This is a genomic window from Bacillus sp. MAG717A (assembly GCF_036884855.1).
Taxonomy (GTDB): Bacteria; Bacillota; Bacilli; order Bacillales; family Bacillaceae; genus Bacillus; species Bacillus safensis.
On sequence record NZ_CP145733.1, the window covers coordinates 2,164,331 to 2,178,632 of the forward strand.

The 14,302-nt window shown below is 42.0% G+C and carries 15 protein-coding genes; 7 read left to right on the forward strand and 8 right to left on the reverse strand.

Annotated elements, in window-relative coordinates:
• The first annotated feature begins 52 nt into the window (after window positions 1–52).
• Window positions 53–622 (forward strand): cob(I)yrinic acid a,c-diamide adenosyltransferase, encoded by a 570-nt coding sequence (locus V6Z54_RS10970; protein WP_338527322.1) that lies wholly within the window; start codon window positions 53–55, stop codon window positions 620–622.
• 90 nt (window positions 623–712) lie between these two features.
• On the opposite strand, the gene V6Z54_RS10975 is transcribed toward V6Z54_RS10970, so the two are convergent.
• The 4 genes from V6Z54_RS10975 to V6Z54_RS10990 form a co-directional block, all read right to left on the reverse strand.
• On the reverse strand, window positions 713–1,762 hold the full coding sequence (locus tag V6Z54_RS10975; RefSeq protein ID WP_041088305.1) for an NAD(P)/FAD-dependent oxidoreductase: 1,050 nt from the start codon (window positions 1,760–1,762) through the stop codon (window positions 713–715).
• A 96-nt stretch (window positions 1,763–1,858) separates the two neighbouring features.
• Window positions 1,859–2,845, reverse strand: a complete 987-nt coding sequence (locus V6Z54_RS10980; RefSeq protein ID WP_073979033.1) for an ABC transporter substrate-binding protein — start codon at window positions 2,843–2,845, stop codon at window positions 1,859–1,861.
• Window positions 2,846–2,886: 41 nt separating this feature from the next.
• Window positions 2,887–4,191, reverse strand: a complete 1,305-nt coding sequence (locus V6Z54_RS10985) for an NtaA/DmoA family FMN-dependent monooxygenase (RefSeq protein WP_338527323.1) — start codon at window positions 4,189–4,191, stop codon at window positions 2,887–2,889.
• Between the two features lie 275 nt (window positions 4,192–4,466).
• Entirely contained in the window at window positions 4,467–5,261 is a 795-nt protein-coding gene (locus V6Z54_RS10990; RefSeq protein WP_338527324.1) for an AraC family transcriptional regulator, read from the reverse strand.
• Between the two features lie 426 nt (window positions 5,262–5,687).
• Here V6Z54_RS10990 and V6Z54_RS10995 point away from each other — a divergent pair, with 426 nt between their 5' ends.
• The 6 genes from V6Z54_RS10995 to V6Z54_RS11020 all read left to right on the forward strand — a co-directional run bounded on the left by V6Z54_RS10995 (window position 5,688) and on the right by V6Z54_RS11020 (window position 10,226).
• Window positions 5,688–6,080, forward strand: a complete 393-nt coding sequence (locus V6Z54_RS10995) for a membrane protein (protein WP_041088311.1) — start codon at window positions 5,688–5,690, stop codon at window positions 6,078–6,080.
• Window positions 6,081–6,095: 15 nt separating this feature from the next.
• Window positions 6,096–6,764 (forward strand): PspA/IM30 family protein, encoded by a 669-nt coding sequence (locus V6Z54_RS11000; RefSeq protein ID WP_024423427.1) that lies wholly within the window; start codon window positions 6,096–6,098, stop codon window positions 6,762–6,764.
• Window positions 6,765–6,868: 104 nt separating this feature from the next.
• A complete protein-coding gene (locus V6Z54_RS11005; protein ID WP_073979035.1) occupies window positions 6,869–7,738 on the forward strand; it encodes a DUF4097 domain-containing protein in 870 nt (289 codons plus the stop codon).
• A 3-nt stretch (window positions 7,739–7,741) separates the two neighbouring features.
• Window positions 7,742–8,533, forward strand: coding sequence for a cell wall-active antibiotics response protein LiaF (liaF, locus tag V6Z54_RS11010; protein ID WP_305960633.1), 792 nt, complete (start codon window positions 7,742–7,744; stop codon window positions 8,531–8,533).
• Window positions 8,530–9,594: a two-component system sensor histidine kinase LiaS gene (gene liaS, locus V6Z54_RS11015; RefSeq protein WP_041088315.1), complete on the forward strand. Its 1,065-nt coding sequence runs from the start codon at window positions 8,530–8,532 to the stop codon at window positions 9,592–9,594. Before liaF ends, liaS begins: the two co-directional genes overlap by 4 nt.
• Window positions 9,591–10,226 (forward strand): response regulator transcription factor, encoded by a 636-nt coding sequence (locus V6Z54_RS11020; RefSeq protein ID WP_024426015.1) that lies wholly within the window; start codon window positions 9,591–9,593, stop codon window positions 10,224–10,226. Before liaS ends, V6Z54_RS11020 begins: the two co-directional genes overlap by 4 nt.
• A gap of 42 nt (window positions 10,227–10,268) precedes the next feature.
• Here V6Z54_RS11020 and V6Z54_RS11025 read toward each other — a convergent pair whose 3' ends face one another.
• Genes V6Z54_RS11025 through V6Z54_RS11040 form a run of 4 tightly spaced genes read right to left on the reverse strand, consistent with a single transcriptional unit; the run spans window position 10,269 to window position 14,298 of the window.
• On the reverse strand, window positions 10,269–10,637 hold the full coding sequence (locus tag V6Z54_RS11025; protein ID WP_039181321.1) for a hypothetical protein: 369 nt from the start codon (window positions 10,635–10,637) through the stop codon (window positions 10,269–10,271).
• Between the two features lie 37 nt (window positions 10,638–10,674).
• Window positions 10,675–11,796, reverse strand: a complete 1,122-nt coding sequence (locus V6Z54_RS11030; RefSeq protein ID WP_073979037.1) for a Ger(x)C family spore germination protein — start codon at window positions 11,794–11,796, stop codon at window positions 10,675–10,677.
• On the reverse strand, window positions 11,793–12,887 hold the full coding sequence (locus V6Z54_RS11035; protein ID WP_073979038.1) for an endospore germination permease: 1,095 nt from the start codon (window positions 12,885–12,887) through the stop codon (window positions 11,793–11,795). The genes V6Z54_RS11030 and V6Z54_RS11035 overlap by 4 nt, the downstream gene beginning before the upstream one ends.
• Entirely contained in the window at window positions 12,874–14,298 is a 1,425-nt protein-coding gene (locus tag V6Z54_RS11040; RefSeq protein ID WP_041088322.1) for a spore germination protein, read from the reverse strand. The genes V6Z54_RS11035 and V6Z54_RS11040 overlap by 14 nt, the downstream gene beginning before the upstream one ends.
• Between the last annotated feature and the right edge of the window lie 4 nt (window positions 14,299–14,302).

The window sequence follows — 14,302 nt, forward strand, 5'->3', positions numbered from 1 at the left end:
TCAGCTCAGGTTATACTAAAAAGGACAAAGCAGTAAAAAAGGGGGAATACCATTGAAACTTTATACGAAAACCGGGGATCAGGGACAAACAGGCTTGATCGGAGGAAGAGCTGATAAAGATGATGTGAGAGTAGAGGCATATGGTACGTTAGATGAGGCGAATAGCTTTATTGGACTCGCGCATGCAAAATTACGGCAGCATGGCGAATTGTTTCAGGACCTTTTGTCAGAGCTGATCATTATACAGCATGAGCTGTTTGACTGCGGCGGTGATTTGGCAGCAGTGAAACCACCTAAAGAGGGCAAATTAACAGAAGCCTCTGTGACAGTCCTCGAGCAAAGAATGGATGTCTATGTAGAAGAAGCTGCGCCGCTCACTAAGTTTATTTTACCGGGCGGTCAGGAAGGCGCTGCTCTCTTACATGTGGCGCGGACAGTCGTTAGAAGAGCAGAGCGGCATATTGTGACGCTTGCGAAACAGGAGGAGATTCCAGCCGTTGCGCTCACATACATAAACCGTCTATCCGATTATTTATTTGCTGCCGCCCGAATCGTGAATCATCGGCTTGGTGAAGCTGATGTTGAATATGAACGAAGTGCCGACGTGTTTCGATCTAAATAAGGAAAAGCACTCTTCGAATGAGAAGAGTGCTAAACGTCTTCCTTCTGTAAGCACATAAGGAATTCCAAGTCTGCTTGTTCAATGAACACGTTATTTCGTATACAAATGCTTCATCAGCTCTTTGTTTTTTTGAATAAATATGTCATTGTGCGAAGAAACCATTCCACGAGCACTTGCATCAGGCATTACGTATTGCTTGGCTTGGTTTACTGCATTCGCAGCATCCTGGAAAGCCCCAGCAATCAAATGCAATTTTCCTTTATGATGCAAAATATCGCCTGCTGCATAAATGCCCCGGACTGACGTCTCACTCAGTGGAGTTCCTGAAATCCAGTAATCCTTCTGCTCTAGTTTAATGGAGCTATTCGCAAGTAACTCTTTGTCTCGTTCGTATCCATGATTGATTATGACTTCATCTATGGATAGCTCAAATAAGGCATCGTCCTGATTATTTTTGAGGACAACTGTTTCAATCCGCTCATGATTGTCTGCTGCGATGAGCTTTTCAATCGAGGTATGAAGCAGGCATTCGACAGAGCTGTTATTAAGTCGTGATATTTCGGCTTCATGTCCTTTTAAAGCATCTTTCCGGTAGGTTAAATACACTTGCTTGGCAATCGGCTCCAGCTCATTCGCCCAGTCAATGGCTGAATTACCACCTCCTGAAATCAACACGGTTTTATCTTTAAAGCGTGCAAGGGATTTGACCGTATAATGCAAATTTTGAACCTCAAATCGTTCTGCACCCTCGATATCCAATTTAATCGGCTTGAGAATACCTCCTCCAACAGCTAAAATGACGGTTTTGGAGTAATGTTTTTGATTGGACGCGGTGTGGAGAACAAAGTGACCTGTTTCGTCTTGAGAAATAGAGGTGACCTTTTCTTCAAGTACGACCTTTGGTTCAAAGGTCAGTCCTTGAGCAACAATTTGTTCGATTAGCTGAGAGCCTGAAACAGGCGTTAATCCTCCTATATCCCAGATCATCTTTTCTGGATAAACATGAACCTTTCCTCCAAGGAAAGGCTGGAATTCAATCAGTTTCGTTTTCATTTCACGCAACCCGCTATAAAAGGCGGAAAATAATCCAGCAGGTCCGCCGCCAATAATGGTTACATCATATACTTCCATATCCTGCATCGTACAATTCTCCCCACTTCTTTTTCTTCATTTATTTTTAAAAATGACCATAGTCATGATTTCATAGCTGATTCATGCAATCTCAATCATGCAGTCTCATTTATTTTCTAATTGCTGCTGCAAGGCTTCTAAAAACTGGATTCGGCTATAAGCAGGTCCTCCTTCAAGGAGTGGATGTACCACATTGATATAAACCTGATCCTTTTTAAAGGCCGTCATGTTTCGAATAACAGGATTCTTTTTCATGTCATCAAATGCATGCCTTGCCTCTTGATTTTCATCCGTAGAAAATTGTACAAATAGATAATCTGGATTCATTTCCCCGAGCTGCTCGACAGAGATTGCTTCTTGTGTCTTTGCCAAGCTAACCGGCTGAGGAACGGCGAGACCCAATTCGTTATACAAGACAGGATTGAAATACACATCTTCTGGATATACGAAGGCTTGTGCTCCCCGAATGCGAATGATGGCTACTTTTTTATCCTTGAGCTTTTCCTTTAACGAAGCTTTTGCGTCTTTGACATCTGTTTTGTATTGAGTGAGGATTTTCTCTGCTTTCGTTTGTTTTCCTGTTAATTCGGCCATTAGCTCTAAATTAGCCTCCCAATTTGTCGCGATATGGGAGATTGGAATGGTCGGCGCAATTTTCTCTAACTTGTTCAGTACGACTTGTTGAAATTTAGAGGAGCCTAAAATAACATCAGGCTTCAAACTTAATATTTTCTCAAAATTTGGCTGCTGTTTTTCACCGATTGATTCGGAATCGCTTGTGATAGAAGCAAATATTTTCGGAAACTTTCCTCCTACTGATATTGCCCCTGCCGGATGAACATCAAGTACAACGGCATCTTCCATCGCTTCCATTGCCCCAGTAATGACGATTTTTTCGGCTTTTTTCGGGATGGTATACTTTTTCCCAAGATACTCTATTGTTTTCGTAGCAGCATCACCTGAATTTTCAATTCCGGCATTTTTGCTTCCGGAGGCTGTAGTTGATTGCTTAGGCTTGTCTCCTCCGCCGCATGCCGCCATGATCAGCATCAATAAGGAAATGAAGCCGATGATCATTAATTTCTTATTCATCTTTTCAAAACTCCTCTCAAACTGTCTATTGTAGTCGTGCTTTATTTCATCCCCAGATGCTCACGTAAGGTGGATCCTATATATTCACTTCTAAATAAGCCATGTTGGACGAGTAAGGGGACCAATTCGTCAAAAAATAATTCTAGTGATTGTACTGAACCCGGAAGAGCAATGAAACCGTCTAAAGCGCCTGCTTCAAACCATCTGGTTATTTCTCTCTGTGCATCCTCAGCTGTTCCCAGGATGACCCAGTGTGCCGATCCAATGACCTCTGGTCTGGAGAGTAGTTCTCTTACGGTAGGCTGCGTTTGTACAATCAACCTGCGTAGCAAATCAGCATGAGTCTGACTGCGTACCTGCTCATCCAATCCTTGCAGCATATCGGCAGGAACGGGTTGATCTAAGGGAAGGTGACGAATATCGAGACCTAGAATCGATTGTATCGCTGCATAACCTTGTGCAGTGCTTAAATGGGAATGCGCCTCTCGATACATTTCATGCGCCTCGTCACGTGTTTTTCCTATAAAAAAGTACAAGCCAGGCAGCACACGGATCTCATCCGGCTGGCGGCCATGCTTGCATGCTCTTCTCCTCATGTCTTTCCGTAATTCAATGGCTGAGGCCAGATCAGGGGTTGCTGCAAACATCGCATCTGCAGTTGAAGCGGCAAAATCCCGCCCCGTTTCCGAAGCACCTGCCTGAAACAAAGGAATAGTTCCTGACGGATGAGCCGGCACATTAAGCGGCCCCTTAATTTGAAAGAAATGACCCTCATGTTGAATAGAAGAAATTCTCTCCTTGTCAGCAAACTGTCCTGTCGCTCGATTGATGAGCAGCGCCTCATTTGGATAGCTCTCCCAAAGCTTGCGTACAACATCCGTAAATTCCATCGCCTTCTTATATCTTTCTTCTGAGGTTGGCATGGGTGAATGACTAAAATTATCAGCCCCGTCGATCGAAGGGACAATATTCCACCCGGCACGCCCATTGCTGATCGAGTGCAAGGACTGGAGCTGTCTCGCCACTACATAGGGAGGATTGAACGTAGTCGAGGCAGTTGAAACAAGTCCGATTCGATCCGTCTCATGAGCAATCGAAGCAAGCAAAACCGTTGGATCAAGACCGCCAAAGCCAGGGGAGTGATCCAATGACTCTATGTGGAGTGTCAGTGCATCCGGCTTAAAAAGAAAGTCAAGCTTGGCCATCTCTGCTCTCTTTGCAAGCTCAACGTAAAAGTTGGTTGAAAATAAGTGTTCTACCATGCTGCTCGGATGCTGCCAGCCTTTTCCCTTCAACCAGGTCGCTGACAAGGACAATCCGATACAAAGCTGCCTTTTTTTGTTCACATCATCTGCCTCCCTGTCGTTGCTGATTATTAGTCAGTAATAATCGATATTGATAATCATTATCATTTAATAGTATAGCAAGGACCTCGTGAAATGCGAATACACAAATAGCGAATATCATATGCATTATTATCTAATCTGGACTGACAGAAGAGCGATGATCTTGATCGACTTCAATTTATGAGGCAGTTAGGCTGGTTATTTCATAGAGAGCTGTGGAATTCCTTTAAGGAATGAGGCTGGCGTCTATCGTTTTGAGAAGAAATACGACAGAGTTATTTAGCGATATATGCGCTAGGCGGCACTCCGAATTTCTTTTTAAATAGTCTGCTAAAATATAACGGATTAGGATAGCCGACAGTCATAGCAACGTCACGAATCGAAATATTACCTGCCTTTAGTATTTCAAGCGCTCTTTCCATACGATACTGGATGACATAGTCAATTGGGTGAAGTCCGGTATATTTATTGAAAAAATATGAGAAGCTTTTAGGGTTCATATCGAACAGTTCAGCGAGATCCTGAAGTGTTAATGGAATCATATATTGTCCTCTAATATAAGCGATGGCTTCCTCAATGACCCTTTCATGAGGAGAGCTCTCTTCCTGCTTACAGCCCATTAGTATTTGATATAGGATGCGTAAAAATAATTCTTTGACTCGAAGTTTCCCCATTCCGCCAGGTGTATGGACATTCTGATGGAGCATGGTGAGTATTTCAATGATTCTCGGATTTGCTCCCGTTTCCAGCTTGAAAACAGTGTCACAGTCAGATTCCTTATCACAATTCAAATGATAGAAAAGTGAATGATACTCGTATTCTGATTGACTGATCACCTGCAGGGCAAGCTGGCATCCTGGTGTTACATGGATGACGGACCCTGGCTGCAAATCGTAGCTCTTTCCATTAACATTCAGTCTAGCTTCCCCGCGAATACTGAAAAGAAAGCCAGCACTTACTGTCTTAAACTCCCTTAATGTACTATGGGGCTGGATGACTAAACGATAGATTTCTTGTATGTGAAAAGAATGACTAGCAAATAGATCAGCTAGTTGATCTTTATTTATCAATATACGACACCTGCCTCTTACTTGATTTAGATACAACTTATTCTGTGATTCTACCATACGTTTAACAACACTCTTCTTTTCGAAGAGTGTTTCAGCGTGTAGGCAAACCCTCGCATTCGTTGTCAGGTCTGCGTTCCGGTGCTCACGAATGTTCAATTCGCTCCGCTCCGGTACTCGTCCTTCCTAGGGCTGCAAAGGTTTTCTATCACGCTGAAGAAGACAAAGGGCTAAAATAAAGATCATTTTAGCCCTTTGTCAACAATCTGCAACACTCTTCTTTTCGAAGAGTGTTTTTTGTTTGATTCAACCGTTCAGTCTGAGCATTGTTACGACTCTAGTCGCAATCAAAGATCAATCTGTGACACGTTTTGCCGGCTTTCTTTTTTGACTATAGTTAAAGCAAGGAGCAAGAAAGGAGGCATGAAGATGAAAATAACAAGTAAAACCATTATCGGTTCAATTTTATTGTTTGTCGGTTTATCCATCTTCTTTGGTGGTTCATTAGGTGGACTGATTCCGGTTTTGATTGGGGCATGGCTCATCTATGTAGGTGTTAAAAAATATGAAAAAGGCAGTAAAACTTTAGGGATCATTCTAGCAGTCATTGGTGTACTGATCGTCGTGCAATTCCTGCCGTTTTTACTCGGCATCGCATTTGCAGGGGTACTTCTTTATTTTGGCTGGTCGATGATTAGCGGTGAATCTACCAAAAAAACATCAAGCAGAGCTTATATGGAGCCAAACACGGCACCTAATACGGAAGAACCGATTCACACGTCATTTGATCAAGAATGGGAAGACTTTTTAAAGAAAAAATAAAAGGAGGAACATCAAATGGTATTAAGAAGAGTAAGAGATATGTTTGTTGCAACTGTCAATGAAGGGTTAGATAAATTGGAGAATCCGCGTGTCATGCTGAATCAATACGTACGTGATATGGAGGATGATGTTGCGAAAGCGAAACATGCCATCATCAAACAGCAAACGATTCAGCAAGGCTTCCTGCGAAAAGCAGAAGAGACGGAAGCATTTGCTGAAAAGCGAAAGAAGCAGGCAGAGCTGGCATATCATGCGGGAGAAGAGGAGCTTGCACGAAAAGCGCTCACAGAAATGAAGTATTTTGAAGAAAAGCACAACGAATATCAGGAAGCGTACCAGCAATCTGTGAAACAACTAAAAGAACTGAAAGAGCAATTGCAGCACTTAGAAACGAAGCTGCGTGATATTAAAGACAAGAAGCAGGCATTGATTGCAAGAGCCAATGCCGCACAGGCAAAGCAGCATATGAATGATTCCATCAATAAAGTAGACAGTGAAAGTGCATATAAAGAGTTTCTTCGAATGGAGAACCGTATTGAAGAAATGGAAACAAAAGCAGGCAGCTATGCACAATTTGCGGATCAAGGGGCATATGCTCATTTAGACTATGCCGATGAGGTTGAAAAAGAATGGCAGAAGCTGAAGCTCGAGAAAAAGCCTGAACAGCAGCAAGCAAACGTATAGAGATCACATCGGAAGAAAAGCAGGCTTTTTCTTCCGATATTTGATTTCTTTCTGTTTCGCTTTTCCTTATAATGAAAAGGTCAGAAGATAAAGGGATGGTATGAATGAAGCGATTAATCGGTCTAATTTGTATACTTGTAGGTATCTTTTTAATGATTGGCATGCTTTTCAAAAATGAAGGTCTCTTTCATTTAAGTTTTTCCCGTGAAAAACCAGTGACAACAGCTTCAGCAAAGACAGAGGAGATTGATCAATTAGATATTTCTCTTTCTGGGTTTCGCGTGAAGGTAAAACCTGAAAATCGTTCCGATATTTCCGTGACTGCTGTCAATGGAAAAGGGAAAATGTATGCGGAGCAAACAGGTGGTACCTTCAAAATTCGTGCTGAAAATAAAAGCTTCTTGTTTTTCACTCAATTTGAAAAAGGAGAGCTTTTAGTTAAAATTCCAACAGATTATCATAAAAATGTGAAGATTACGGGTGGAAGCGGCGTCAGTGAGATGGACGGAGGAGGAAAGCTGTCCCTTCAAGATGTGATACTCAAATCAACGAGTGGAAACCTCACAGCCGAGAATTTCTCAGCAAAAAATGTAGAAATCAAAGCAACCTCTGGCAGGATGGCAGTGTCGCACATCGATGCGAAGGATAGTGATATTGGGGCAACTTCAGGGCGTGCCGATATTAGTGATGTCAAAGGCGAGCTGCAATTGGGCATGACAAGCGGCCGATTGACGGCAAGTTTTGATACAATTGAGTCACCTGTCTCCTTTCATATGACATCAGGGAGCGCGAAATTTAATTTGCCAGATGACGGAGATTTCAACGTTCAGGTGAAAAAAACAAGTGGAAGCGTCGATCACTCGTATGACTTTGATCAAGTGGATAGTGAAGGTCGAGGCTTTACAGGCACGCGGGGAAAAGGGACACATTTAGTCGATATTGAAATGACAAGTGGTAACCTCAAGCTGCGGTAATGAATGAAAAAAAGGAAGGAGGCGAGTCAACTGCGTTTTACAAGGAATCAAATTTTAGGCATTATTGTTGTGATTTTTGGTATTAATTTATTTCTCAAAATTATCGGGATCGGTGCAGATTTGTTTTGGCCTGTGTTTTTTGCGCTCGCAGGTTATTGGCTGCACTCACGATCCAAACGTTGGCTCGGTTCAGTTTCCTATATTTTTGCCGGCTTTCTCTTCTTAAAATTTCTGCTCAATATTACATTTAGTTTAACAGGTTACTTATTTGCGGCCTTTTTGATTTATGCCGGCTATCGCTTATTGAAAAATAAACCTGTTTTTGATGTCGATAAAAAGGAAACATCAGACGATGGGAAGCCTTCACTGAAAGTCAATCTTGAAAAAGAGGGCGATCAGAAGAAAACAAAAAGGCAGACAAAGCCGCGTAAAGAGCATGACTTTTTTATTGGTGAAGTCAGGCTCATGAAAAAGCCGTTTCAATTAAGTGATTTGACGATTTCAGGTTTTATTGGCGATGTTAAAATTGATTTATCAAAGGCGATCATCGCAGAAGAAGAGAGTACGATCGTGATTAGCGGGCTGATCGGAGATGTGGATATTTACGTACCGCAGGATATTGAAGTATGTGTGAGTGCTTCCGCCGCGATTGGTGATATGAAAATCATAGATGAAAAAAGAAGCGGATTCGGCAGTAAAGTGTATGTGATGACCAACGATTACGATGAGAGCAAACGAAAAGTGAAAATCTCCATCTCGCTACTGATCGGAGATGTGGATGTGAGATACTTATGAGGAAATTGCATTTAGGAATCCAGTGGCAATCTGTTCGTCTTGGAATCGGCATCTCGCTAGGTGTTGTGGCGATGACGACATTGCCGATGTTTTTTTATTATCAGCTTGATCCAATGATCCTGCTTTCTACCCGCTGGTTTGGCATACCGTTTTTTTGTATTTTACTCATCGTTAGTCTTGCGATTGGGATTTTTGCCGGGAGTGTATTTGGCTATCAGCATAAGAAGCGCCTCGATCAGCTTGTAGAGTCGATTTTGAAGTTTGAAAATGGAAACTTTGCATACAGACTGCCGTCTCTTGGCGATGATGAAATTGGCTTAGCCGCCGATCAATTAAATGAAATGGCGAAGCGGGTGGAAGGGCAAGTAGCCTCTTTGCAAAAGCTTTCAAATGAACGGGCTGAATGGCAGGTTCAAATGAAGAAATCGGTGGTCTCAGAAGAGCGCCAGCGGCTGGCAAGAGAGCTTCATGATGCGGTCAGCCAGCAGTTATTTGCGATTTCGATGATGACCTCAGCTATTCTTGAAGGCATGAAGGAAAAGGACGAAAAGATTTTAAAACAAATGCAGCTTGTCGAACGAATGTCTGGCGATGCACAAAATGAGATGCGTGCTCTTCTGCTTCATTTGAGACCGATCACTCTAGAAGGAAAAGACTTGAAAAAAGGCTTAATTGAGCTGCTAAATGAATTCCAAGCAAAGCAGCCGATTGATATTGATTGGGAAATCGAAGATGATGTTCCGTTATCTAAAGGAGTAGAGGACCACCTCTTCCGAATTGTGCAAGAAGCACTGTCGAATGTGTTTAGGCATGCAAAGGCGACAAAAGTGACAGTGCGTCTGCTCATCAGAAACCGGCAAGTGCAGCTAAAGATTATTGATAATGGTATTGGCTTTCAAACAGACCATGTGAAGACGGCCTCCTACGGACTGGAATCGATTCGAGAAAGAACAAGTGAGGTAGGCGGTGTCGCAGAGATTATGTCATTTGAGGGAAAAGGCACACAAATTGATGTGAAGGTTCCCATTTTTGATGAAGGAAAAGGAGAGAACGTTCGATGATTCGAGTGCTTTTAATAGACGATCACGAAATGGTGAGAATGGGGCTTGCGGCCTTTTTAGAGGCGCAGGCTGATATTGAAGTCATTGGTGAAGCGTCAGATGGACAAAAAGGTGTAGAGCTAGCCGTTGAATTAAGGCCAGATGTGATTTTAATGGATCTTGTCATGGAAGGGATGGATGGCATAGAAGCAACGAAAAGAATTTGTCAGGAAATTGAAGATGCCAAGATCATCGTTCTGACGAGCTTTATTGACGATGATAAAGTCTATCCTGTGATTGAGGCGGGTGCTTTAAGCTATTTATTAAAAACATCCAAGGCAGGAGAAATTGCTGATGCCATCAGATCGGCAAGTATCGGCGAACCAAGACTTGAATCGAAAGTGGCTGGAAAGGTCATGAATAAACTCCGTCATTCATCAAATGGGTCCATCCTTCATGATTCATTAACAGCAAGAGAAATGGAGATCTTGAAGCTGATTGCGGATGGGAAATCGAATAAGGTCATTGCCGAGGAATTATTTATTACAATTAAAACGGTGAAGACCCATATTACCAACATTCTTTCCAAACTTGATGTGGAAGATCGAACGCAAGCGGCTGTGTATGCGCACCGCCATAAGCTGATTCAATAAAAAAACAGCTTTCAAGTGAAAGCTGCTAGAACATGCGTAAAATTAGTCCTTCTGTCCTGTGATCGGACGTTCGGATAGTTGATGGAGCTCAGGAACTGGAAAAGCCTCCTGCTCCTTGGCCGATTTTTCTTCCAGGGTTTTCTTCATTTCGGATAAAAGCTTTACGCTCTCCTTTGCTGCTGCCGCTTTTTTTTCCTGCAAATCAATGATCTGTGAAAGTCCGACGAATAATCCGCCTCCCAACAGAAGGAGCGCAGGGGTTTGTCCATAATAAACCACGATCAAAAATGTGCTTGAAAAGCTGTCGGCTTCAATGAAGAAATCTTCTTTTGATTGCATGAATACAACGATTAACAGAAGTATCCCTAGAATCAAAAATAGAATGCCGGCCGAAAGTAAAGCTCGTTTCATGATTGACACCCTTTTTTTCTTACCATTTTAACATACTCTATAAAGATTGTGTTGCGCCCTTAGTCCCGAAGTCACGGATTTTCACATTTGCCTTGTAACGAATGTCCGATTCACTAAAAATCTCATCCCAATGCTTCGCTTCTTTTCGAAAGTCCTTTGGATACGCAATACTCGCTTTTTGAGAAAACCCACAAATATCTGCTTTGATCTCATGTTGTAATTCCCCAATGAAATCTTTTACGTTTTTCTCTAATCGACGCTCCACTACACCTTCAATCTCTTGAAGATACTTTTCATTAAATGCATTTTCCCGCTCATTCCAATCCTCTGATAATCTTCCATCAAGCTCCACTGACACATTAAACTGATATTTTCCGCTGGCTGTTTTATTCGTTTCAATGTTGTGTTTCAGTTTAAAAATCTCAAACGAATAGATGCTGTGATCATATTCAAATTCAATGACTCCGCCTTTTCCTTCTCCGGTCAACAGGTTGTATGACTGCACTGCTAACGGAGAGATGTTGGTGAGAAATCGTCTATTCTTTATAATAGAGGCTCCGTCTAGCATTAATTTCCCTTGATCTACACCAACTTTCGGAACAGCAAAAGATACGTTGTTTTGCATAGCAGAAGAAATATCTCCTAATGAAACGGGCTTGAGCATACGTATAGTCGATTTAGTATTCGTAGAAATATCATATAATGTAGAAGAAGCTGGCTGCCCATCGTCATTGATTTTCAGCAAGTCTCCAGGCTTCTCAGAGGTCATAAAGACGAGGCTTCCTCTCCGCGTTTCATTGTCACGAATGAATTGATTAATGACGAGGTCGAAATTATTCTCATTGATGAGCTCTTCAGAAAATAAATACACTCTCAGCTGCTGGGCGAAAATCCGATGACTTTTGAGAGTCGTTGTTCGGAATATTTGATGTACGGAATCACCACTAGTTTCAATAATTTTTGTTGGGTCTTTTACGCTGGATTCTTGTTCAATTTTTTGAGGAACAAGGACTTGCATAGATATTTTAAGCTTATGACCGTTATCTCCTTTATCTAAGCCATAACCAATCGCCATGTTGAGCTCCTCAATATTGGTACTATCCCAGCATCCACTTAATAGAACAAGGGCCAGTAATGCAAAGACCGTTTTCTTTTTCATGCTGCTTTCCGCCTCCTTTTCAAAAACACGATGATAAATAAGAGAAACGGGAGGATACCGAATAAAAGGAAAAATAAATGGTTCACATAAGTTAAATAATCACGTACTGTATCAACATCCTTTGGGAAAATGGCGGCAAAGTAGATGACAATTCCCATCAGCGTGAGCACGATCTTTTTGGGGAATTTTGTGAGTTTGGATATCCCCATTGCAGCAAAAAACGTATATCCTACGAAGCTCGTATAAAGCTGAACAAGCCAAACGATGAGCAAAAAGGATTCGATTCGCTCAATAAAGATTCCTTGTATATCAAACGATTGAAATAAGGCAATCGTCGGCCAAGTCAAAGTCGCCGTTTCTTTCACCGTGAACGCACCAACGACAAGAATATAGGTGAAAATATAGATGATCGCAGGAATCAAAAAGCCGACTGCGCCATAAGCAAAGGTGTGTTTTTGCGTGTTCATATAGGCAGGCATAAACAATATCATTTCAATGCCGACAAACGAAATGGCTGATGCGTTAAGGGATTTGAAGACAGGGGAGAAGCCCTCTCCTAAAACAGGCCGGAGGTTATCTAACTTAAACTCTTGAACACTGAGTCCGTAAGCAATAAATAAGATAATCAGGGTGACAATGAGAAAAAAAGGGCACAGTCTTGCAAAATCACCAATCCCGCCGACTACAAGATAAAGACCAACCAAAATAAAGCTGATTATGGTCACCGCTACAGGTGTGTTTTGAAGCAAAAAGAACTTCACCATTTCCGACATAGCCCGTACTTCATAGCTAGCAACGCCAAGAAAATAAATAATAATGAGCAGGTTAGTAAGAGCACCAATCCACTTTCCAAGCCCCTCATTTGTATAATCATAGTAAGAGGAGAAGGGGACTTTTTTCATCATAAGGACATTCACAAAAATAAACACAATGTAAATGGCACTCATGAGTAAGAGCGCAATCCAGCCGTCAGGTGTAGATGCAGCCTGAGCCATTGCTCGTGGCAGAATCATCATACTTGCACCTAATGTTGTATTGGCAATTATGGCACTTGCCTGATAGCTTGTGATCGACTCTTTATGATTGACCATATCGTTCTCCTTTCTTTTGATTTTTTAAAGGCAATCGAATGATGGAATTGTCTTTGTTTTTATAGCTGAACACAAAATCTGGTGAGAAATAAGGTGTACCAAAACTTTTTTGCCGTGTTAAATGAGTAAGGAGAACGAGCATGAACAGCACAATCCCATATAAACCAAAGGTAGCTGCTGTAAACATGGACACAAACCGGAGCACTCGGAACGACATCCCCATCCCATATTGAGGGACAGTGAATGATGCAAGGGCAATCACACTAACGATAATCACCATGATTGAGCTCACAATATGGGCCTGAACCGCCGCCTGTCCGATGACAACTCCGCCTACAAGTCCAATCGTTTGACCGAGCGGATTTGGCAGCCTTAAACCAGCTTCCCGCAGCAGTTCAATCGTAATCTCCATGATGAGTGCCTCCACAATAGGCGGAAAGGGGACATTTTCTCTAGTACTTGAGATCGAAATAGCCAGAGGTGTAGGTAAAAGCCCTTGATGGAAGGACACAAGCGCAATATAAATGGCTGATAAAAATAATGTCAGAAAGATAGAGGTAAACCGCAGCATCCGAATGAGAGAGGCAGCGATCCACCTTTCATAATAATCATCAGGTGATTGCATAATCGTCGCAAGAGAAGCAGGTACAATTAACACAAAAGGTGAATGATCGACAAAAATGGCGACACGTCCATTATTTAAAGCGGATGCCACTTTATCCGGCCGTTCTGTGTTTTGGATTTGCGGAAAAGGAGAGTACACATTGTCCTCAATCAGTTCCTCAAGAACCCCAGAGTCTTGTATATCATCAATGGTGACTTGCTTGAGTCGTTTTTTCACTTCTTTTAAAACAGACGATTGAGCGATACCATCTATGTACATGATGGTCACTTGGGTGTATTTCTTTTGTCCAATCTTCATGTCAACCGTTTTGAGATCGGGGTTTTTCAAGCGCTGTCTTACAAGAGCTAAGTTCGTATCTAAATCCTCAATAAAGCCAATTTTCGGTCCTCTCACAACTGTTTCAGAGGTAGCATCCCCTATACTGCGTTTCTGAGTTCCATGCGTTTCTAAAATATACGCATGCTGAAATCCGTTAATCAGTACCACGCAATGCCCATCAAATATCGCAGCGACCAATTCCTCAGAGGTCTTCACCGAACGGGTGGTCATCATCGATAAATTGGATTCCAGCTTCTCTTTTGTGAGAGACGTATGATCTTGGAGAAGCAGCTTTAAAAAGGTTTGAATCTCCATCGTTTCGTTCATTTCTTTTATGTATAAATAGTAAACAACCTGTCCGTGAGGCAGCGTTTTTTTCTCATGGACCAAATCGTCCATTTCCTTTAATTGTGGAAGGATGACGGAGAGATTATCGTATAAGTGCTCTTTTAATGGAGTTTGATTCATTAGG

Excerpts from the sequence above, each read along its gene's own strand:
- V6Z54_RS10975 (WP_041088305.1), bottom strand. The coding sequence starts at position 1,762 with ATGCAGGATATGGAAGTATATGATGTAACCATTATTGGCGGCGGACCT.
- V6Z54_RS10980 (WP_073979033.1), bottom strand. The coding sequence starts at position 2,845 with ATGAATAAGAAATTAATGATCATCGGCTTCATTTCCTTATTGATGCTG.
- V6Z54_RS10995 (WP_041088311.1), top strand. The coding sequence starts at position 5,688 with ATGAAAATAACAAGTAAAACCATTATCGGTTCAATTTTATTGTTTGTC.
- V6Z54_RS11000 (WP_024423427.1), top strand. The coding sequence starts at position 6,096 with ATGGTATTAAGAAGAGTAAGAGATATGTTTGTTGCAACTGTCAATGAA.
- V6Z54_RS11005 (WP_073979035.1), top strand. The coding sequence starts at position 6,869 with ATGAAGCGATTAATCGGTCTAATTTGTATACTTGTAGGTATCTTTTTA.
- liaF (WP_305960633.1), top strand. The coding sequence starts at position 7,742 with ATGAAAAAAAGGAAGGAGGCGAGTCAACTGCGTTTTACAAGGAATCAA.
- liaS (WP_041088315.1), top strand. The coding sequence starts at position 8,530 with ATGAGGAAATTGCATTTAGGAATCCAGTGGCAATCTGTTCGTCTTGGA.
- V6Z54_RS11020 (WP_024426015.1), top strand. The coding sequence starts at position 9,591 with ATGATTCGAGTGCTTTTAATAGACGATCACGAAATGGTGAGAATGGGG.
- V6Z54_RS11025 (WP_039181321.1), bottom strand. The coding sequence starts at position 10,637 with ATGAAACGAGCTTTACTTTCGGCCGGCATTCTATTTTTGATTCTAGGG.
- V6Z54_RS11030 (WP_073979037.1), bottom strand. The coding sequence starts at position 11,796 with ATGAAAAAGAAAACGGTCTTTGCATTACTGGCCCTTGTTCTATTAAGT.
- V6Z54_RS11035 (WP_073979038.1), bottom strand. The coding sequence starts at position 12,887 with ATGGTCAATCATAAAGAGTCGATCACAAGCTATCAGGCAAGTGCCATA.
- V6Z54_RS11040 (WP_041088322.1), bottom strand. The coding sequence starts at position 14,298 with ATGAATCAAACTCCATTAAAAGAGCACTTATACGATAATCTCTCCGTC.